Origin of the sequence: Pantoea sp. JKS000250, assembly GCF_003201065.1 — a bacterium.
Lineage (GTDB): Bacteria > Pseudomonadota > Gammaproteobacteria > Enterobacterales > Enterobacteriaceae > Pantoea > Pantoea vagans.
The window spans coordinates 2,398,381-2,418,058 of record NZ_QICZ01000001.1 but is presented as its reverse complement, the minus strand read 5'-3'; the positions used below and the strand labels follow the sequence as shown (position 1 = coordinate 2,418,058).

General features: G+C 56.4%; 19 protein-coding genes. 5 read left to right on the top strand and 14 right to left on the bottom strand.

The features are described 5' to 3' along the window. The first annotated feature begins 2 nt into the window (after positions 1-2). Complete coding sequence (gene fadA / locus BY447_RS11525) at positions 3-1,166, top strand: acetyl-CoA C-acyltransferase FadA (RefSeq protein WP_013359720.1); 1,164 nt, start codon at positions 3-5, stop codon at positions 1,164-1,166. A 70-nt stretch (positions 1,167-1,236) separates the two neighbouring features. Here the strand turns inward: fadA and fre are convergent, their stop codons facing one another. The 3 genes from fre to pepE form a co-directional block, all read right to left on the bottom strand. After that, entirely contained in the window at positions 1,237-1,938 is a 702-nt protein-coding gene (gene fre / locus BY447_RS11520) for an NAD(P)H-flavin reductase (protein WP_008926461.1), read from the bottom strand. Positions 1,939-1,979: 41 nt separating this feature from the next. Continuing rightward, positions 1,980-3,464: a 4-hydroxy-3-polyprenylbenzoate decarboxylase gene (ubiD, locus tag BY447_RS11515; RefSeq protein WP_110331170.1), complete on the bottom strand. Its 1,485-nt coding sequence runs from the start codon at positions 3,462-3,464 to the stop codon at positions 1,980-1,982. 80 nt (positions 3,465-3,544) lie between these two features. After that, positions 3,545-4,270, bottom strand: a complete 726-nt coding sequence (pepE, locus tag BY447_RS11510) for a dipeptidase PepE (protein ID WP_110331169.1) — start codon at positions 4,268-4,270, stop codon at positions 3,545-3,547. Positions 4,271-4,476: 206 nt separating this feature from the next. Between pepE and rfaH the strand changes: the two genes are divergently transcribed. Beyond that, complete coding sequence (gene rfaH, locus BY447_RS11505; RefSeq protein ID WP_033734838.1) at positions 4,477-4,965, top strand: transcription/translation regulatory transformer protein RfaH; 489 nt, start codon at positions 4,477-4,479, stop codon at positions 4,963-4,965. Here rfaH and tatD read toward each other — a convergent pair. The 10 genes from tatD to udp form a co-directional block, all read right to left on the bottom strand. Continuing rightward, positions 4,962-5,744, bottom strand: a complete 783-nt coding sequence (tatD, locus tag BY447_RS11500; protein WP_110331168.1) for a 3'-5' ssDNA/RNA exonuclease TatD — start codon at positions 5,742-5,744, stop codon at positions 4,962-4,964. The genes rfaH and tatD overlap by 4 nt on opposite strands. A gap of 88 nt (positions 5,745-5,832) precedes the next feature. Then, positions 5,833-6,591, bottom strand: a complete 759-nt coding sequence (tatC, locus tag BY447_RS11495) for a Sec-independent protein translocase subunit TatC (RefSeq protein WP_013359715.1) — start codon at positions 6,589-6,591, stop codon at positions 5,833-5,835. Continuing rightward, complete coding sequence (gene tatB / locus BY447_RS11490; RefSeq protein ID WP_110331167.1) at positions 6,591-7,292, bottom strand: Sec-independent protein translocase protein TatB; 702 nt, start codon at positions 7,290-7,292, stop codon at positions 6,591-6,593. The genes tatC and tatB overlap by 1 nt, the downstream gene beginning before the upstream one ends. A 3-nt stretch (positions 7,293-7,295) precedes the next feature. Beyond that, positions 7,296-7,550, bottom strand: a complete 255-nt coding sequence (gene tatA / locus BY447_RS11485) for a Sec-independent protein translocase subunit TatA (protein ID WP_009088506.1) — start codon at positions 7,548-7,550, stop codon at positions 7,296-7,298. 109 nt (positions 7,551-7,659) lie between these two features. Next, on the bottom strand, positions 7,660-9,297 hold the full coding sequence (gene ubiB / locus BY447_RS11480) for a ubiquinone biosynthesis regulatory protein kinase UbiB (protein WP_033734835.1): 1,638 nt from the start codon (positions 9,295-9,297) through the stop codon (positions 7,660-7,662). Beyond that, entirely contained in the window at positions 9,294-9,899 is a 606-nt protein-coding gene (ubiJ, locus tag BY447_RS11475; protein WP_013359712.1) for a ubiquinone biosynthesis protein UbiJ, read from the bottom strand. The genes ubiB and ubiJ overlap by 4 nt, the downstream gene beginning before the upstream one ends. Before the next feature lie 11 nt (positions 9,900-9,910). Further along, entirely contained in the window at positions 9,911-10,669 is a 759-nt protein-coding gene (gene ubiE, locus BY447_RS11470) for a bifunctional demethylmenaquinone methyltransferase/2-methoxy-6-polyprenyl-1,4-benzoquinol methylase UbiE (protein WP_008926452.1), read from the bottom strand. 75 nt (positions 10,670-10,744) lie between these two features. Continuing rightward, entirely contained in the window at positions 10,745-12,244 is a 1,500-nt protein-coding gene (gene rmuC, locus BY447_RS11465) for a DNA recombination protein RmuC (protein WP_110331166.1), read from the bottom strand. Positions 12,245-12,329: 85 nt separating this feature from the next. Beyond that, complete coding sequence (locus tag BY447_RS11460) at positions 12,330-13,598, bottom strand: tetratricopeptide repeat protein (RefSeq protein ID WP_110331165.1); 1,269 nt, start codon at positions 13,596-13,598, stop codon at positions 12,330-12,332. A 92-nt stretch (positions 13,599-13,690) separates the two neighbouring features. Continuing rightward, positions 13,691-14,452, bottom strand: a complete 762-nt coding sequence (gene udp / locus BY447_RS11455; protein ID WP_033734831.1) for a uridine phosphorylase — start codon at positions 14,450-14,452, stop codon at positions 13,691-13,693. Positions 14,453-14,756: 304 nt separating this feature from the next. Between udp and BY447_RS11450 the strand changes: the two genes are divergently transcribed. Further along, on the top strand, positions 14,757-15,590 hold the full coding sequence (locus BY447_RS11450; protein WP_013359708.1) for a dienelactone hydrolase family protein: 834 nt from the start codon (positions 14,757-14,759) through the stop codon (positions 15,588-15,590). Between the two features lie 50 nt (positions 15,591-15,640). Here the strand turns inward: BY447_RS11450 and metE are convergent, their stop codons facing one another. Further along, a complete protein-coding gene (gene metE, locus BY447_RS11445; RefSeq protein WP_110331164.1) occupies positions 15,641-17,911 on the bottom strand; it encodes a 5-methyltetrahydropteroyltriglutamate--homocysteine S-methyltransferase in 2,271 nt (756 codons plus the stop codon). Positions 17,912-18,055: 144 nt separating this feature from the next. Between metE and metR the strand changes: the two genes are divergently transcribed. Then, positions 18,056-18,982: an HTH-type transcriptional regulator MetR gene (gene metR, locus BY447_RS11440; protein WP_013359706.1), complete on the top strand. Its 927-nt coding sequence runs from the start codon at positions 18,056-18,058 to the stop codon at positions 18,980-18,982. Between the two features lie 83 nt (positions 18,983-19,065). Further along, the gene (locus BY447_RS11435) at positions 19,066-19,545 is read left to right on the top strand and encodes a DUF1456 family protein (protein ID WP_013359705.1); all 480 of its coding nucleotides are present in this window, start codon (positions 19,066-19,068) and stop codon (positions 19,543-19,545) included. Positions 19,546-19,678: the final 133 nt, after the last annotated feature.

Below are 19,678 nucleotides of genomic sequence, written 5' to 3'. Positions count from 1 at the left end.
AGATGGAAAATGTGGTGATTGTTGATGCGGTGCGCACGCCAATGGGACGTTCAAAAGGCGGAGCCTTTCGGAACGTGCGCGCTGAAGATCTCTCCGCGCACCTGATGCGCGAAATCCTGAGCCGCAACCCGGCGGTAAACCCGGCATCCCTCGACGATATCGTCTGGGGCTGCGTACAGCAGACGCTGGAACAGGGATTTAATATCGCGCGTAACGCCGCGCTGCTGGCCGAAATCCCGCACTCTGTGCCAGCCACGACCGTTAACCGGCTGTGTGGTTCGTCAATGCAAGCGCTGCACGATGCGGCCCGCGCCATTATGGTCGGCGATGCGCAGTGCTGCCTGATTGGCGGTGTGGAGCATATGGGACACGTGCCGATGAATCACGGCGTCGACTTTCATCCCGGCCTGGGCCGCACCGTCGCTAAAGCTGCGGGCATGATGGGCTTAACCGCCGAGATGCTGGCGCGTATGCATCATATCAGCCGTGAGCAGCAGGATGCGTTCGCCCTGCGTTCGCACCAGCGCGCATGGCAGGCCACACAGCGCGGGGACTTTGCAACGGAAATTGTCGCCACCTATGGTCACGACAGCGACGGCATTCTTAAGCGCTATGATTTCGATGAGGTGATCCGCGAGGAGACCAGCGCCGAAGGTCTGGCGGCACTCAAACCCGCCTTCGATCCGGTGAATGGCACCGTCACAGCGGGTACGTCGTCGGCCCTGTCCGATGGCGCGGCCGCCATGCTGATTATGAGTGAATCACGCGCCCGTGAACTGGGGCTGACGCCACGTGCACGTATCCGCAGCATGGCAGTGGTCGGCTGTGATCCGTCGATCATGGGCTACGGACCGGTTCCGGCCAGCAAACTGGCATTGAAACGGGCGGGACTGAGCGTCAGTGATATCGACGTGTTTGAGCTGAACGAAGCCTTTGCCGCGCAGACCCTGCCCTGTATTAAAGACTTAGGTTTGCTGGAACTGATGGATGAGAAGGTCAATCTGAATGGCGGCGCGATTGCTTTAGGTCATCCGCTGGGCTGTTCCGGTGCGCGCATCAGCACTACGCTGCTGAACATCATGGAACGACGCGATGCCCGTTTTGGCCTCGCCACCATGTGCATCGGACTGGGCCAGGGGATCGCAACCGTATTCGAGCGTCTTTAATACGTTGAGTCTTACTTTGTCAGATTTACCCGCCGTTGATCGGCGGGTTTTTTCTGTCTGCTACCAGGAATCAGATAAAGGCAAACGCATCGCCATACATCTGTGATTCCACTGCGCCACGCTCGGCACAGAAACGGTCGCGGGCAATCTTCGCCATCTCAAAACGTCCGGCGATGTAGATCTCATGCTCACTCAGCGTGCTGAAGTCCTGCATCACTGCGGTCAGTACCGTACCAGAACGGCCCTGCCAGCCTGCTTCAGGCTGCTCGACGACCGGGATCACCTTCAGGTTCGGGTGCTTCACGGCCAGCGCATCCAGCTCATCCATATCGTACAGATGCTTAAGCTCACGTCCGCCCCAGTAAATGGCGATGTCGCGCTCTGGCTGTTCCGCCAGTGCGGTGAGCAAAATCGAACGGGCATAGGAGAAACCGGTGCCGCCTGCAATCAGGATCAGCGGTTTAGTGCTCTCTTCACGCAGCCAGGCATCGCCGTGCGGCATATCAACCGTGATCTGGCGATCGTTACGGATGCGGTCCATTACGGCCATGGCATAGAGATTCAGATCGGACGCGCCGATATGCAGCTCGATAATATCTTTTTCCATCGGCGTTGAGGCCAGCGAGAACGGACGCTTGTCGCGCTCATCCATCACTACCATCAGATACTGTCCCGCGCGAAAACTGAATTCCGCTTCAGGGATCAGGCGAACGCGATAGACCGTGTCGGTAATCGCCTCAACCGAAGTTACTTTACAGCTTAACGTTGTCATGCGTTCCCTCTGTCGGGTCGTCTTTATGGTTGTGCTCGCCATCAACGCTGTGGCGGCTGATCAAAAATACCTAGCTCATCCCAGATAGCATCAATGCGCGCGGTGACCGCCGGATCTTTAACGATGGGTGTGCCCCATTCACGCTGCGTTTCACCTGGCCACTTATTGGTCGCATCCATCCCCATTTTCGACCCCAGCCCGGAAACGGGCGAGGCGAAATCGAGATAATCGATCGGGGTATTTTCCACTAATACCGTATCGCGGGCCGGATCCATACGGGTGGTAATGGCCCAGATCACGTCGTTCCAGTCACGCGCATTAACATCATCGTCACACACAATAACAAATTTGGTGTACATGAACTGCCGTAAAAATGACCAGACGCCAAACATGACACGTTTGGCATGCCCGGCGTACTGCTTTTTAATCGTCACGACCGCCAGCCGATATGAGCAACCTTCAGGCGGCAGATAGAAGTCCACGATCTCCGGGAACTGCTTCACCAGGATTGGCACCAGCACTTCATTCAGCGCCACACCCAACACCGCAGGTTCATCCGGCGGACGGCCGGTGTAGGTGGAGTGATAGATAGGCTTATGGCGCTGCGTAATATGTGTCACGGTAAACACCGGGAAGCTGTCTACTTCATTGTAGTAGCCGGTGTGGTCGCCGTAAGGTCCTTCTGGCGCCACATCGCCCGCTTCGATATACCCTTCCAGTACGATTTCCGCACTGGCCGGCACTTCGAGATCGTTCGACAGGCACTTCACCACTTCGGTTTTATTGCCGCGCAGCAACCCGGCAAACGCATATTCTGACAGCGTGTCAGGCACCGGCGTGACGGCACCGAGAATGGTGGCGGGATCGGCACCCAGTGCCACCGAGACCGGAAAACGCTCACCCGGATGCGCTTTCGTCCACTCCAGATAATCGAGTGCGCCGCCACGGTGCGACAGCCAGCGCATAATCAGACGGTTTTTGCCGATCACCTGCTGTCGATAAATGCCAAGATTCTGCCGCTCTTTATGCGGGCCGCGCGTGACGGTCAGTCCCCAGGTAATCAGCGGTGCCGCATCACCAGGCCAGCACTTCATCACCGGAATACGCGTCAGATCGACTTCATCGCCGCTGAATACCTCTTCCTGACAGGGTGCATTGCGCAGGCGTTTGGTCGGCATGTTCAGGACCTGCTTAAACTGCGGCATCTTATCGAACAGATCGCGGAAGCCTTTTGGCGGCTCCGGCTCTTTCAGGAAGGCCAGCAGTTTACCCACTTCACGCAGTGCGCTGACTTCCTCCTGGCCCATGCCCATGGCCACACGCTTTGGCGTGCCGAACAGATTGCACAGCACCGGCATGTCGTACCCTTTCGGGTTTTCAAACAGCAGAGCGGGGCCACCGGCACGCAGGGTGCGGTCGGCAATTTCGGTCATTTCCAGTTCAGGATCGATCGACTGTGTAATGCGCTTTAGCTCACCGCGCTGTTCGAGCAGCGCGAGAAAGTCTCTTAAATCGTGATATTTCATGCGGCTTTAGCTTTCCGGCCAGAGTGAGTCGGCCATTATAGGTCTGATTACATGGAGTTGCTGAGGTTTATACGGCCGCCTCATACGCACTGAAAGGGAACCAGCGGTTGTAACGCACGGGCATCGTGATACTCCTGAATCGGCTCGCCGTGGCGAAACAGTTTAAAATCTTCGTTACGCACGCTGTGATAACGCAGCTGGTTGTCATGCAGGTGCAGAAAACTGCCTTCACGCAGCGCAATGACCGACTCAGCAGGGTTAACTGCACAGAACTCCGCCAGACGTTCATCACGGGTTTCGCCCATATGGCCGCTGACGCTGGCATCCAGATAGTGGGGATTGATCTGCACCGGAAAGAGGCCCAGCGCAGGTAACACCACGCTGCTGCGTACCGGCATATCGTTAGTGGTACGGATTGAGGGCGTTGCCACGTTGCAGCCTGCGCTCCAGCCGACATAGGGTACCTGCCGCTCCCGCACCGCGCGCTGAATCGCTCCGATCAGACTCTGTTCATGCAGCATCTGATTCAGAAACCAGGTGTTGCCACCGCTGACTAAAATCAGCTCTGCCTGGGCAATCGCGTCAACTGGCGAAGCGAATGCCTGAACCCGCTTCACCTGAATTCCGAGAGAAGCACTGAGCTCGGCAGCACGTTGCTGCTGGTCGCCACGAATAATTGCGTAGGGGATCAGTACCGCCGACCGGATAGCGCGTCGGGCGATCATGGCGTGCAGCTGTGGCTGCGCATAGCCCAGCAGCGGCGCATCATCCGCCAGCTTGCCATTGCTCAACAGAAAGAGTTCCATCAGAGGATCCTTGTGCAGATGTGATGGTCATCGAGTCTGATACAGAGCAATAGCCGACGTCAATTACCCATCAATGCTTTTACTGCCATCCGGCATGTTAGGAAAAATCTCAGTTTATTTTCGCTGCAGGACGCTTTACCCTGCCCCTGCGCTATAACTCTGGCAGCAGGTTTGCTATTCTTAGCGTCCATTCAATGGGAGCAGTTATGGAATCCTGGTACTTACTCTATTGCAAACGTGGACAGCTATTGCGCGCGAAGGAGCATCTGGAGCGGCAGGAAGTGCATTGCCTCAGTCCAATGATCGCTCTGGAAAAAATCGTGCGCGGCAAACGCACCACGGTGAGTGAGCCCCTGTTTCCAAATTACCTGTTTATCGAATTCGATCCGGAAGCGATTCACACCACGACGATTAGCAGCACACGCGGTGTCAGTCACTTCGTGCGCTTTGGCACCACGCCCGCAACCGTGCCATCGGCGGTGATCGAAGCGCTGGAAACCGACGTTCCGCAAATCCTGCTTGACCCTGAGACACCACAAAGCGGCGATGAAGTCGTCATCACCGAGGGGACGTTTGAAGGGCTGCGCGCCATTTTTGCCGAGCCGGATGGTGAAACGCGCTCGATTCTGTTGCTGAATCTGCTGAATAAGCAGGTGATGCGCAGCGTCGACAACAAGCAGTTCCGTAAAATTTAAGCCAGTCTGAATAACGTCCGCGCATTCTGATCGATGCGGGTCGCCAGTTCCTCAGCAGTCTCGCCCCGCCATGTCGCCACCTGATTAACAATATGCGGTAAAAAGCAGGGTTCGTTCCGGCGTGAGGTCGGGCGCGGACGCATGTCGCGCGGCAGCAGATAAGGCGCATCCGTTTCCAGCAGCAGCCGGTCAGCCGGAATCAGCGGCAGCAGCTCGCGCAGCTCCAGCCCACGACGCTCATCGCAAACCCAGCCGGTAATCCCCACCGATAGTCCCATCGCCAGACAGGCCTCCAGCTCATCACGCGTGCCGGTAAAGCAGTGGATCACCGCACCAGCCAGTTTCGGCAGCCAGGGTTCAAGTACCGCGGCGAAACGGGCATGGGCTTCACGGCAGTGCAGAAACACCGGCATGTTGAGTTCGGCCGCCAGCGCCAGCTGCGCGTCAAACGCATACTCCTGCTGCTCATGCGCCGACAGGTTGCGGTTGAAATCGAGCCCGCACTCACCGATGGCCACCACTTCCGGTTTTTCAGCCAGGCGACGCAGAGTGCTGGCGATTTCCGTGGACCATTCGCTGGCATGGTGAGGATGAACGCCCGCAGTAGACCAGCAGAAGCCGGATTGAGCTTCAGCCAGTCGCTGAGCCTGCTGGCTCTCCAGCGCGTTAGTGCCGGTAATAAGCATGCCGGTGATGCCCGCATCACGCGCGCGTTTAACCACCTTTTGCCGGTCGGAGGCGAATTGCGTGCTGGTCAGGTTTACACCGATATCAAACATAATATTTCCCACTGTTTATAAACAAAAACCGCCCATCAGGGCGGTTTGGAGTGAACGCTTCCCGCCAGTGCGGGTAAGGCTGTCAGCATCAGGCGTCGGTGTTCTCTTCCTCATCCTGTAAGCGTCGGCCTTTACCCACGTAGTACCGGGAAAAGAATACGCCGACTTCAAACAGGCAGTACATCGGAATAGCGAGCAAAGTTTGGGAAAAAACATCCGGCGGTGTGAGCAACATCCCGACCACGAAGGCACCCACCAGAATATAGGGACGCTTCTTCTTCAACTCTTCCGGACTAGTGATCCCGGTCCAGCACAGCAACACAATCGCCACCGGTACTTCGAACGCCACGCCAAATGCCATAAACAGCGTCATGACAAAATCGAGGTACTTAGAGATATCCGTTGCGACGGTGACGCCAATCGGTGCGGTCTTGGTGAAAAAACCAAATGCCAGTGGGAAGACCACGAAATAGGCAAAGGCCACGCCGAAATAAAACAGGAAGGTGCTGGAAAAGAGCAGCGGCATAACCAGCTTACGCTCATGCCGGTAGAGCGCCGGAGCGACAAAGGCCCAGACCTGATAGAGGATCACCGGCACCGCAAGAAACACTGACACAATAATGGTCAGCTTAATCGGGGTGAAAAACGGTGAGGCCACATCGGTCGCGATCATGCTCGATCCAACCGGCATCTGGCTGATCAACGGTGCCGCGACCAGCTGATAGATGTCATTGGCGAAGTAAACCAGCACCAGGAAGATCGCTAATACAGCGAGAATGCAATTCAGTAGTCGCTTACGCAGCTCAATCAGATGACTGATGAGCGGTTGGGTATCTTCAACGGCCATTATCGTTCATCACTTGCAGAAGGGGAGGCTGCGGGATTACGCGCAGAATCTGCCGGTCTGGCAACATCACCTGCAGGTGCCTGTGCCGGAGCGCTGGCCACAGCGGCAGGTACGGCAGAGGATTGCACAGCCGGAGCGGATGAAACCGCGGATGGAGCCTGTGCCGGAGCCGTGGCGACTGCGGCAGGTGCCGCAGAAGGTTGCACGGCCGGACCTGAATCTGAAACCGCAGCGGGAGCCTGTGCCGGGGCACTGGCCTGATGTTCTGCGCTAGCCGGCGTTGCCGAAAGTTCAACCGGGCCAGGTTCAGATGCCTGCACCGTCTCAGAAGCCGCCTGAGGTACATGCCTGTGCTGAGCCGAATGAATGGTGTTCGCCTCATCTTCCTCTTTTTCAATGTCGATACTCTGACTGACCGAGCGTTTCATTGAATCCGCGGTTTTACGCAGCTCTTCCATCGACTCTTTCAGCTCAGGGGAGAGCGTACCGCGGCCCGCTTCTTCCACCTTTTTCAGGCTCTCCTGCAATTCCTGCAGCTTGAGCTCCTGCGCCAGTTCATGTTGTACATTGGCTGCCAGCGAGCGAATCGCCCTGATCCAGCCGACCACGGTTTTCACCGCAACCGGTAAACGTTGCGGGCCGAGAACAATCAGCCCGATAACGAACACCAATACCAGTTCACTAAAACCAATATCGAACACGGTTTACACCTGCTTGTCGTTCTTGGCTTCTTCTTTGTTAGCCGACGTTTGCTGTTTGTCCGCCAGTGTTTTGGCCGCGAAGTCAGCGTCCTGCTCTTTCGGCTGATCCTTTTTGTCATCCTCGTCACTCATGGCTTTTTTGAAGCCACGAATCGAAGAACCTAAATCTGAACCCAGATTACGTAATTTGTTGGTACCGAACAGAAGAACAACAATCACGGCAATGATTAACAATTGCCAGATACTGATACCGCCCATGAGATAGCCTCTAATATTCTGTGAAAACGATAAGGTAATGCAGGACAGAGTGCCCTTTTTAACCGGGCTTTAGCCAGCGACATTACCTTTTTTTAAACAGACGTGACAATCAGTTTGTCTTACGCCAGCCGATTAACCAGGAGACGATTCCCGCAGCCATCAATACCGCCGGGAAGAAGTCCCAATCCGGGCGGGTGAGCAGCACCGCCGTTCCACTTAACAGCAACGTTGCACCGACGCCAAACAGGTATCGCGCCTGATGGTGACGGACGCGTTGCGCGTTCATGTCGCCCACTAACTTATCGACGCTGTGCCGTAAGAGTTTGTGCTGGCGCATGCTGTCGTAAAAGAGTTCTGGCAACTCAGGTAACTTTTCAGCCCAGAATGGCGCTTTCTCTTTGACCGCACGAATAATAGCGGGCAAACCGACCTGATCCTTAATCCAGTCTTCCAGGAACGGCTTAGCCGTCTTCCACAGGTCGAGCTGCGGATAGAGCTGACGGCCAATCCCTTCCACATAGAGCAGCGTTTTTTGCAGTAATACCAGTTGCGGCTGCACTTCCATATTGAAGCGGCGTGCGGTGTTAAACAGATTCAGCAGCACATGGCCGAAGGAGATCTCAGCCAGCGGTTTTTCGAAAATCGGCTCACAGACCGTACGGATCGCAAACTCGAAATCTTCAACGTTGGTATCGGGCGGCACCCAGCCTGAGTCAACGTGCAGCTCCGCGACCTTACGGTAATCACGGTTGAAGAAGGCGATGAAGTTTTCTGCCAGATAACGCTTATCTTCTTTGTTCAGCGAACCCACGATACCGCAGTCGATGCCGATATATTGCGGGTCTTCCGGATGCTCATAGCTGACAAAAATGTTGCCCGGATGCATATCCGCATGGAAGAAGCTGTCGCGGAAAACCTGGGTGAAGAAGACCTGCACGCCACGCTCTGCCAGCAGCTTCATGTTCACACCATGACGCTCCAGCGTCGCTACGTCTGAAATCGGAATGCCGTAGATGCGCTCCATCACCATCATGGTTTCGCTGCAGTAATCTGAATAGACTTCCGGCACATAGAGCATGCGGCTATCTTCAAAGTTCCGGCGCAGCTGAATGGCGTTGGCGGCTTCGCGTAACAGATTCAGTTCATCAAGCAGGGTTTTCTCATAATCGCGCACCACCTCGACCGGACGCAGACGACGGCCATCCGGCAGCAGACGCGGAACCCAGCGAGCCAGGCGATAGATAAGCTTCATGTCCGCCCGGATAACCGGCAAAATATCAGGGCGAATGACTTTGATGACCACTTTCTTACCGGTCGATTTCAGCGTGGCGGTGTGTACCTGCGCAATGGATGCCGACGCCAGGGGCTTGATATCAAAATCATCAAACCAGGTTTCAATCGGTGCGCCCATTGAGGCTTCAATCTGCGCTTTGGCTTTGACGCCATCGAACGGCGCAACGCGGTCCTGCAGGATTGCCAGTTGATCGGCGATCAGCGGCGGGAAAAGATCGCGACGCGTCGACAGCATCTGGCCAAACTTGATCCAGACCGGCCCAAGTTGCTCCATCGCCATGCGCATGCGTGCGCCAATCGGTTCATGCTTATACAGATTCGGGATCCAGAAAACAGAGCGACGCCACAGACGAAACAGGAAAGTGAGGCGTGTCTGAGGGATCAGTTCATCAAGGCCATAGGTCAGAAAGACCTTCATGATCAGATATAAACGGCGGATCTCTCCAAAACTCATTTTGCCTCCAGCTGCGCCAGACGCGCATCAAGCGCCTCAAGCGAACGTTCCATCGCGTCGACCTCCTCAGAAAACCAGGCTAACTCCAGCGAGCCAGGCGCAACACGCCACTCTTCGGTAATGGCCTGTCCGAGATAATCCTGGCGACGCTGCACTTCACCTTTGAAAAAGCGGAATGCCTGTTGTGAGCGCTGACTGATGCCCTGAGCGGCGATATCGCCGACCCAGGGAGCCAGATATTCGGCCGGATCCAGCTCAGCCAGATCCATCAGCGCGGAGAACTGCTGCACCACCTGCAGGTCACCTTCAACCTGCAGCTCACCGCTGCGGATCAGCGGCGTCAGCTGCTGGCGATCGCGCAGCTTAGGCAGCGTTTTCAGCGAGGTGATCACCGTGCAGTCACTGCGATCCTGCCAGTCCGCTAATACGTCGAGCTGCTGCTCACTGAAAACCAGCACCAGCGGATGCGAAAACTCACTCAGGCGCAGCGTCAGCACTTTGCCATTCAGGCGTTGCCGCGCCGCTTTCAGGCCACGATCGCGATAGAGGATACGGTTCAGCGCCGTTTCCAGACCTGCGGTAATCAAGGGAGTCAGGTTCATTACCATCTCACTCAGAACTTAAATCCGCGATGCAGCGCAACAATGCCGCCGGTCATATTGGAGTAAGTGGTATTTTCAAAACCGACATCGTTCATCATCGCTTTCAGGGTCTCCTGATCGGGATGCATGCGGATTGATTCGGCCAGATAGCGATAGCTCTCTGCATCCTGCGCTACCAGCTGTCCGATGCGCGGCAGAATGTGGAACGAGTAAGCGTCATACGCTTTGCTCAGCGGATCCAGAACAGGCTTAGAGAACTCCAGCACCAGCAGGCGTCCGCCCGGCTTAAGGACACGGAACATGGAGGCCAGCGCCTTCTCTTTTTCCGTGACGTTGCGCAGACCAAAAGAGATGGTGATGCAGTCGAAATAGTTATCGGGGAAAGGCAGCGCTTCTGCGTTGGCCTGGACGTAACTTACGTTGCCCACCACGCCCTGATTGCGCAGTTTTTCGCGGCCCATCTTCAGCATGGAGCTATTGATATCCGCCAGGACAACCTGACCGGTTTCGCCCACCAGGCGAGAGAATTTTGCGGTGAGATCGCCGGTACCACCCGCCAGATCTAACACGCGCTGACCGCGACGTACGCCGCTGCTGTCAATGGTAAAACGCTTCCAGATACGATGGACGCCAAACGACATCAAATCGTTCATCAGGTCATATTTTGCTGCTACGGAGTGAAACACATCCGCGACTTTGTCAGCTTTTTCGCTTTTGGCGACCGTCTGAAAGCCAAAATGGGTAGTTTCCTGCTGTGATTCATCTGCCATCGGTTTTACCTGCTCCACAAACAATACTTCCCGAAGTGTATCAGAGTCACGGAAGTCAGGCACGCTGCGCCCATACTATTCGTGGAGGCGTCTCACACGACTCTCACTTTCATCCGCATCCCTATCGTCATCTGCGTCGTCAGCGGCCCGGTTTTCCGGCATGGCCCGCTCGGCCAGTTGGGGATTGATGGGTCGTTTGATCTCCACGCCCAGCGCACGAAATCCTTCCGTCTGCGCAATCAGGTTGCCGCGCCCTTCTGCCAGCTTTTTCATCGCCTCGCGATAGCTGTTCTGCGCCTTATCCAGGCTGTGACCAATGCCGCTCATGTCATCGACAAACAGTCGCATCTTGTCATAGAGGCGCGTGGCCCGGTCAGCAATACGCTGCGCATTGCGGCTCTGATGCTCATAGCGCCAGAGATTGTTAATGGTACGCAGCGCCACCAGCAGCGTGGTGGGACTGACCAGCATAATGTTCTGCTGCAGCGCCTCGCCAATCAGCTCAGGCTGACGGTCAATCGCCAGCAAAAAAGCCGGCTCGACCGGAATGAACATCAACACATAATCCAGCGACCGTAAACCGGGCAATTGTTGATAATCTTTTCGTCCCAGCAGGCGAATGTGCGCTCGCATCGCGCTGACATGTTCCTGGATCGCCTGCTCACGTTCGATCTCATCATCCGCATTGAAGTAGCGCTCATAGGCCACCAGCGTCATTTTGGCGTCCACCACCACATCTTTGCCCTGCGGCAGACGCACAATGACATCCGGCTGCATCCTGCCGTGCTGTTCTGACTGGATGCTGACCTGAGTTTCATATTCGTAGCCTTCACGCAGCCCGGAGGCTTCCAGTACCCGGCTCAGCACCACTTCACCCCAGTTACCCTGGATTTTATTGTCGCCCTTGAGCGCTTTGGTCAGGTTAAGCGCCTCCTGCGCCATCTGCGCATTCAGCTGCTGTAACTGCCGGATTTCATGAGTCAGTGTGTGCCGTTCACGTGCCTCTGCGCCAAAGCTTTCATGCACCTGACGGCGGAAACCATCCAGCTGTTCACGCAGCGGGCCAATCAGCCCGTCCAGACTCTGGCGGTTCTGTTCATCGACGCGACGGCCACTGTTTTCGAAAATACGGTTGGCGAGGTTTTCAAACTGGGCGCTCAGGCGTTGTTCACTGTTGGTCAGCAGGCGCTGTTTCTCTTCAGCGGCAAAACGGGTCTCTTCAAGGCGGATGGTCACTTCGCGCAGCTCTGCTTCCTGCGCGCTGTTCACCTCCAGCTGATTACGCAGTTCACGATTAAGCTGTTCGCTTTCATTGCGCCAGTAATCGAGCTGTTGCAGGCGCTCATTCGCCCCGCTCAGCGCGCCATGAAGCTGACGCAGCTCATGCTCACGCTGCTGCGTCTGCTGCTGAAGCTGTTCGATTTGCTGCTGCTGGCGCTGTTGCGCCTCTTCCTGCAGACGGCGCTCGGTCTGAAAACTGGCGACCTGATGGCCGGCACGTAACTGTGCCAGCATCCAGCCAATCCCCAACCCGGCCAGCGCCAGACAGGCGCTGATAATGATGTGCTGATCCATGATTTCCCCGCGACTCAGGCTGCTGAGGAAAAAGGTAGAGTCGCACTGTATGAATGTCCAGATAAATTTACCGGCATTCAGCGCCTTACAGGGCCGCTACCGTCAGCTTTCCAGCCTGCCACTCATCAATCAGGAAGAATGGCATCGGTAATAGCCACTCGCCGTTTTTGACCTGCGCCAGATAATGCCAGGTTGTCTCGCCGGAGGTGATCGCAACGCGCTGTCTGCTGCCCTCAGGGGCGCTGGATTTACCGGTCATACTGGCAAAACCGGCATTGCTGCCAACGTGGAAATGCGGCGTCTGCCAGCGCACGGGCGCATGATCAGGCCACGGCCGGGCCTGATGAAAACTGAACAGCTCATCATGGCTCAGAAGGCTTTCACGCACTGTCGGCCATAACGCCACTTTGAGGAAATATTGATCGGTGAAGCGCTGGCTGCCCTGATACCGGGCAATGAAATCGCGCATCGCCTGTTCCACGTTGTGAAAGACGCCGTGACAGCCGCCCCACATTCCCGCCAGCAGCAGTTCGGTATGAGAGAAGTAGTCGCGCATATGGTGGAACCAGTAAGGCGACGCCAGCCAGGCGTTAACCGCGGCCGCTTCGCGCTCCGAAAGCAGCGAGTCGGCATCGCGCACGATAAAGCGCTTCACCGTCGGATCGTCGAGCACCAGAAAACGCCACAGGGTCGGAAACAGCGTTTTCTCGTGAGACATATCGACCAGCTGGACGTGTGGCTGGTTCAGGCGCTGCCAGACATGCTGCGGCACGCTGTCGTCAAGGTAGATGCGGCAAACCCAGCCGGGATAGAACTCAGGCGCCACCTCAACGTTTTTAATCAGCGTTTCGCAATAGCGTGGCTGATCGCCATACAGGCAGAAGGCGATGACATTCTGATGTGGCTGGCTGAGATCGACAGGCTCAGGTTGCGGAGCAGGAAACGCGGCACGCTGTCCCTGACTGAAACGCGCATCAGAGCGCATCAGCGACGCCAGACCGAAACGTGCCACCTCTTCCTTTTTGCCCAGCCAGCCGCACACTTCGGTTAAGCCATCCAGCCAGGTTTCAGAGGCCGTGGCCTGCACGGCGGGCGGTGACTGATAAATTTTCTGGTAGATTTTGTACGATTTATTGTACTGACCCAGACGCAGCAGGCAGAGCGCGTAGTCGCTCAGCACCTGCATCTGATTGGGCATTGAGCGCAAGACTTCTTCGCAGCACCGGGCAGCCAGCGCGTGGTCACCCTCCTGCATGGCAGCGCGAAAACGTTCGGCACTGCGTTCCAGCCGGGCATTGATTGCCGCAGGATTAGCACCAGGGACAGGACGTCGGACAGGAATCGTATTGCGCATAAAAACTCTCAGATTTCACTGATGTTACGCGCCGTTAACTACCGGCAACAGGTTTTGAGTCTGGACAAAAAACCTGCTGCCAGACGCAGGCGTTATAATAAACGACGCGCCGCTTCGACCACAATCTTCACTGCGTCACTTTCAGTCTGCTTCATGGTAACCGCATCCGGAATCTCTTTCTGAGTGCGGTTCACAATCACGCCAGCTACCATGCCGGCTCGCAGACCCTGGCTGGCGCACATGGTTAACAGCGTTGCAGATTCCATCTCATAGTTAAGCACGCCCATCTCCTGCCACTCTTTCATCGATCCTTTGAAGCGACTGACGACGCGGCCTGAAACGGTGTCGTAGCGCTCCTGGCCCGGATAGAAGGTGTCAGAAGAGGCGGTGATGCCAATGTGGGTTTTCGCGCCACAAGCTTCAGCGGCGGCAACCAGCGCGGTGGTGCAGGCGAAGTCAGCGACAGCCGGGAATTCCATCGGGGCAAAATGCAGGCTTGCTCCGTCCAGGCGAACGGACGCGGTGGTCACCAGCACATCGCCGACGTTGATATGTGGCTGGATAGCACCTGTGGTACCGACACGCAGGAAGGTACGCACGCCAAGCTGCGCCAGCTCTTCGACCGCAATCGATGTAGAAGGACCGCCGATGCCCGTTGAGCAGACCACGACCGGCTTACCATCAAGTTTTGCCAGCCAGGAGGTAAATTCACGGTGTGAGGCGAGATGCGTGGCATCTTCCATCAGTCCGGCAATTTTCTTCACACGCTCCGGGTCGCCAGGCACAATCGCCAGGGTCGCGCCCTGCAGATCGGCTTTTGTCAGGCCAAGATGGAAAACGTCAGACTGTGTCATTTTCAGACTCCTGTTAAGGGAAGGTAGCGCGGTACTCTACGCCAGCACGCTCGATAAATATGTGACAACATTCACTTAAGAAAATGAAAGTTACATTTCCCGAAAGATAAAATGTGATCTTAATCACACAATTACGTCTTATTCTTCCGGATAGCCCTTAGCGAGGCTGTGTCAGGGTCGGCGCAGTGTTAAAGAGGTGGATGATTTTATTCGCTGCTGATTCTGTTACCCGACACCTGGACGCAGACGCTTTACGGCCAGGCTATAGTTACGTGATTGCGCAAATGCTTGCACGGAGAGAATAATGAAACCCAGTGACACTATGGCACAAAAACCGGCGACGGGCGGCTTTGCCCCTGCCGTGCAGCCCACCGCCTCTACCACCATTATTACCGAAAGCCCGGCAATTCACTCAGGTGAAACCTCAGTGCCCAGCCAGGGCGAAAACATGCCAGCGTTTTTTGCAAAACCGCACTCAGCGGAAGGCCCATTGCCTGTGGTGCTGGTAGTGCAGGAGATCTTTGGCGTCCATGAACACATCCGGGACATCTGCCGTCGTCTGGCACTGGAAGGCTATCTGGCGATTGCGCCTGAGCTCTATTTCCGCGAAGGCGACCCGACTGAGTATAACGATATCCCGACCCTGTTCAGCGAACTGGTCAGCAAAGTGCCGGATACGCAGGTGCTGGCCGATCTCGATCATGCCGCTAACTGGGCAGCACGTAACGGCGGTGATATCCGTCGCATGGGCATCACCGGTTTTTGCTGGGGTGGCCGCATTACCTGGCTCTACGCCGCGCATAACCCACAGCTACGCGCCGCGGTTGCCTGGTATGGACGATTAATCGGCGAACGCACGCTGAAGCAACAGAAGCATCCAATTGATGTTGCGGTCGATTTGAGTGCGCCGGTGTTAGGTTTGTATGGTGGTCAGGATGACGGTATTCCATTGGAGAGCGTCGAGCAGATGCGTCAGGCGCTGCATGCCGCCAATGCGACCGCCGAGATCATCGTCTATCCCGAGGCGGGACATGCGTTTAATGCTGACTACCGCCCGAGCTACCATGCTGAATCAGCCAATGATGGCTGGCAGCGGATGCTGGCCTGGTTCAGGCAGTATGGCGTGGCAGCAAAATAAATGAACAAGGGGCGCTTCTGCGCCCCTGTTTTTGCCACCCGGTCCCTTTCCTACGCCGTCTCACCACGCAGTTTCTTTGCCGCCGTCACCATATTCGCCAGCGCCTGACGTGTTTCCGTCCAGCCACGCGTTTTCAGACCGCAGTCCGGGTTCACCCACAACCGCGCTTCCGGAATCCGTTTCGCCGCCTTCAGCAACAGTGCCTCTATCCACGCCACGCTGGGAACATTAGGCGAGTGAATGTCATAGACGCCGGGGCCGATTTCATTCGGGTAGTCGAAGTGTTCGAACGACTGCAGTAAGTCCATGTCAGACCGTGAGGTTTCAATCGTGATCACATCCGCATCCAGCGCCGCGATGGCGTCCATGATGTCGTTAAACTCGCAGTAACACATATGCGTATGAATCTGGGTTTCATCCCGCGCTACCGCCGCATTCAGCCGGAACGCCTCCACCGCCCAGTTCAGATAGTCCGCCCACTCAGACTGATGCAGTGGCAGACCTTCACGCAGGGCAGGTTCATCGATCTGAATAATACCAATGCCTGCTTTCTCCAGATCTTCCACCTCATCACGCAGCGCTAGGGCAATCTGCTTCGCGATGGTTTCCCGTGATACATCTTCACGCGGGAATGACCAGCACAGAATCGTCACCGGGCCGGTCAGCATTCCTTTTACCGGCTTGTCGGTCAGCGACTGCGCATACTTCGCCCACTCAACGGTAATCGCCTCTGGACGACTGACATCGCCGATGATCACAGGCGGTTTCACACAGCGGGAACCGTAGCTCTGCACCCAGCCATTCTGGGTAAAGACAAATCCCTCCAGATACTCGCCGAAGTACTCAACCATGTCGTTACGTTCCGCTTCACCGTGCACCAGCACATCCAGTCCCAGTAGCTCCTGTTCGGTAATCGCCTGTCTGATGTGCTCCGCGATGCCGGTGCGGTAATGATTGCTGTCGAGACGGCCCTGTTTAAAGTCGAGGCGCAGGCCGCGAATTTCAGTGGTCTGCGGAAATGAGCCGATGGTGGTAGTGGGCCACGCGGGCAGATTGAAACGCTGACGCTGCAGCGCTGCCCGCACCGGGTAGGCGTTCTGGCGCTCACTGTGCTGCGGCGTAATGGCCTGCAGCCGCTGTCCGACCGCCGCATTATGCACGCGGCGGGAGTGAGCACGGGCACGTACCGGTGCGCTCCAGGCGTCCAGCAGCGTCGCATCATTGTTATTCAGTGCCTGACTCAGCAGTGAAAGCTCAGCACATTTCTGCAGCGCAAAGGCGAACCAGCTTTTGACCTCATCATCCAGCCGGGTCTCCACACTCAGATCGATCGGACTGTGCAGCAGAGAACAGGAAGAGCCAATCCATACCTGTTCACGCTGAGTGATCAGCGGTTGCAGACGGCTGAACCAGCGGCTCAGATCGGCTCGCCAGACGTTACGACCGTTAATCACGCCCAGCGACAGCAGCCAGCTGGCGGGCAGTTGCTGATTCAATTGCTCAATATCATCGTGGCCATGGACCAGATCGACATGCAGGCCCTGTACCGGCAGCTTACGAATGACATCAAGGTTCTGGCCGATGCTGTCAAAATAGGTGGTCAGCAGCAGCTTACTGTGCCCCTGCAGGGCGTCATACGCCGGTTTAAACGCATCGCGCCACGTCTGCGGCAGCTCCAGCGCCAGGGCGGGTTCATCGATCTGAACCCATTCGATGCCGCGCTTCGCCAGTTCTGCCAGCACCTGCTGGTAGACTGGCAGAATCCTTTCCAGCAGCGACAGACGTTCAAACGGCTCACCTTTAACTTTACCCAGCCACAGATACGTCACCGGTCCCAGCAGCACCGGTTTGATGTTGTGGCCCAGCGCCAGCGCCTCATCCACTTCATCCAGTAGCTGAGTCCAGGTCAGTTTAAAGGTCTGGTCCTGAGTAAATTCCGGTACCATGTAGTGATAGTTGGTGTTAAACCATTTCGTCATTTCTGCCGCCGCCGCAGGCTCGCCAGTCGGCGCACGACCGCGCCCCAGACGAAACAACGTGTCGAGATCAACGGTCCCTTCTTTGTTCTGATGACGCGCGGGCACGTTACCCAGCAGCAGGCTGGTGGTCAGCACATGATCATACCAGGCGAAATCGCCGACCGGCAGCAGATCGACACCCGCCTCTTTCTGTTGTTGCCAGTGTCGGGCACGCAGCTCGCGGCCCGTTGCCAGTAACGCCTGCTGCGTGCTGTCGCCCGCCCAGTAACTCTCCAGGGCTTTTTTCAGTTCACGGCGCAGGCCAATACGGGGAAAGCCGAGAGTATGGTTCAGGATAGTCATATGCTGTTCTCCAGATAATCTTTCACTTTGGCTTAAATGGGCAGCCAAAGATGTTTAGCCGTCCAGATGTTTACACTGCTATACTCTGCGGGTACTGTATGTTGCTCAAGCGCAATATGTTCATTTTCGATGTGAAGGACTCTCATGATCGAACTCAAGCACCTGCGGACGCTTCAGGCTCTGCGCAATACCGGATCGCTGGCAGCGGCGGCGGCCCAGCTTCATCAGACGCAGTCGGCGTTGTCTCACCAGTTCAGCGATCTGGAGCAGCGGCTGGGATTCCGCCTGTTCGTGCGTAAAAGTCAGCCACTGCGTTTTACGCCGCAGGGCGATATTCTGCTGCAGCTGGCGGAACAGGTGCTGCCGCAGATTCAGCAGGCGTTGCAGGCCTGCCATGAGCCGCATCAGACCACGCTGCGGGTAGCGATTGAGTGTCACAGCTGCATTCAGTGGCTGACGCCCGCGCTGGATAAATTCCGGCAGAGCTGGCCGCAGGTGGTGATGGATTTTAAATCGGGTGTGACCTTTGATCCCCAGCCCGCTCTGCAACAGGGTGAGCTGGATGTGGTGCTGACCTCCGACATTCTGGCGCGCTCGGGCCTGTTCTACTCGCCGATGTTTGATTATGAAGTGCGGCTGGTGCTGGCGACGGATCATCCGCTGGCGCAGGTTGAGCAGATTTCGCCGGAAGATTTAGCCGATGAAGTGCTGATGATCTATCCGGTGCAGCGTCAGCGTCTGGATATCTGGCGTCACTTCCTGCAGCCCGCTGGCGTCAGTCCGGCCCTGAAAAGTGTGGATAACACCCTGCTGATGATTCAGATGGTGTCGGCACGGATGGGGATTGCCGCACTGCCGCACTGGGTGGTGGAGAGTTTTGAGAAGCAGGGTCTGGTCGTCACGCGCACGCTGGGTGAGGGTCTGTGGAGCCGCCTTTATGCCGCCGTACGTGAAGGTGAGCAGCGTCAGCCGGTGCTGGAGGCGTTTATCCGTTTTGCCCGTCAGCACGCCTGTGAGCATCTGCCATTTGTGCGCGATGCCGCGCTGCCCGGTACGGTGTTGCAACGGTAATCCGGCCAGCACAAACCTGCGCGAACGCGGGCAAAATCCCCTATAATGCGCAGCCTGTTGACTGACCATGAGAAGATCTCACCATGACTAACAACGATATTCTGCGCAGCGTGCGCTACATGCTCAACCTGAGCGATGCCAAAATGGTGGAGATTTTTGCGCTGGCAGAATGTGACGTGCCGCAGACAGATATTCAGGCGTGGCTGAAAAAAGATGACGATGCGGCGTTCCGTCCCTGCCCCGATGTGCTGATGGGTTATTTCCTGAATGGCCTGATCTTTTACCGTCGCGGCAAGAGTGAAGATGCGCCCGCACCGTCGATTGAACGCAAAATGACTAACAACATCTTCATGAAAAAACTGCGTATCGCTTTCGATTTAAAAACCACCGATATCCCTGACGTGCTCAAACGCGTGAACTTTACCGTTTCGCAGGCGGAAGTCGGCGCGATTTTCCGCAAGCCCGATCATAAAAACTATCGCGAGTGCGGCGATCAGATTCTGCGCAACTTCCTGAAAGGTCTGGCGATGATTCAGCGCCCTAAGAGTGAGAAGCCAGCTTAATTTCTGATCGCTTCTGACCCCTGCGTGGTCAGAGGTGGCGCATCTGATCGCAAAGAAAGCCTGCATCCATACAGTACGGCCTCGCCATCCCTGGCCCGGCCGATCGACAGGGAGGTGAGATTCCTTCGCGATC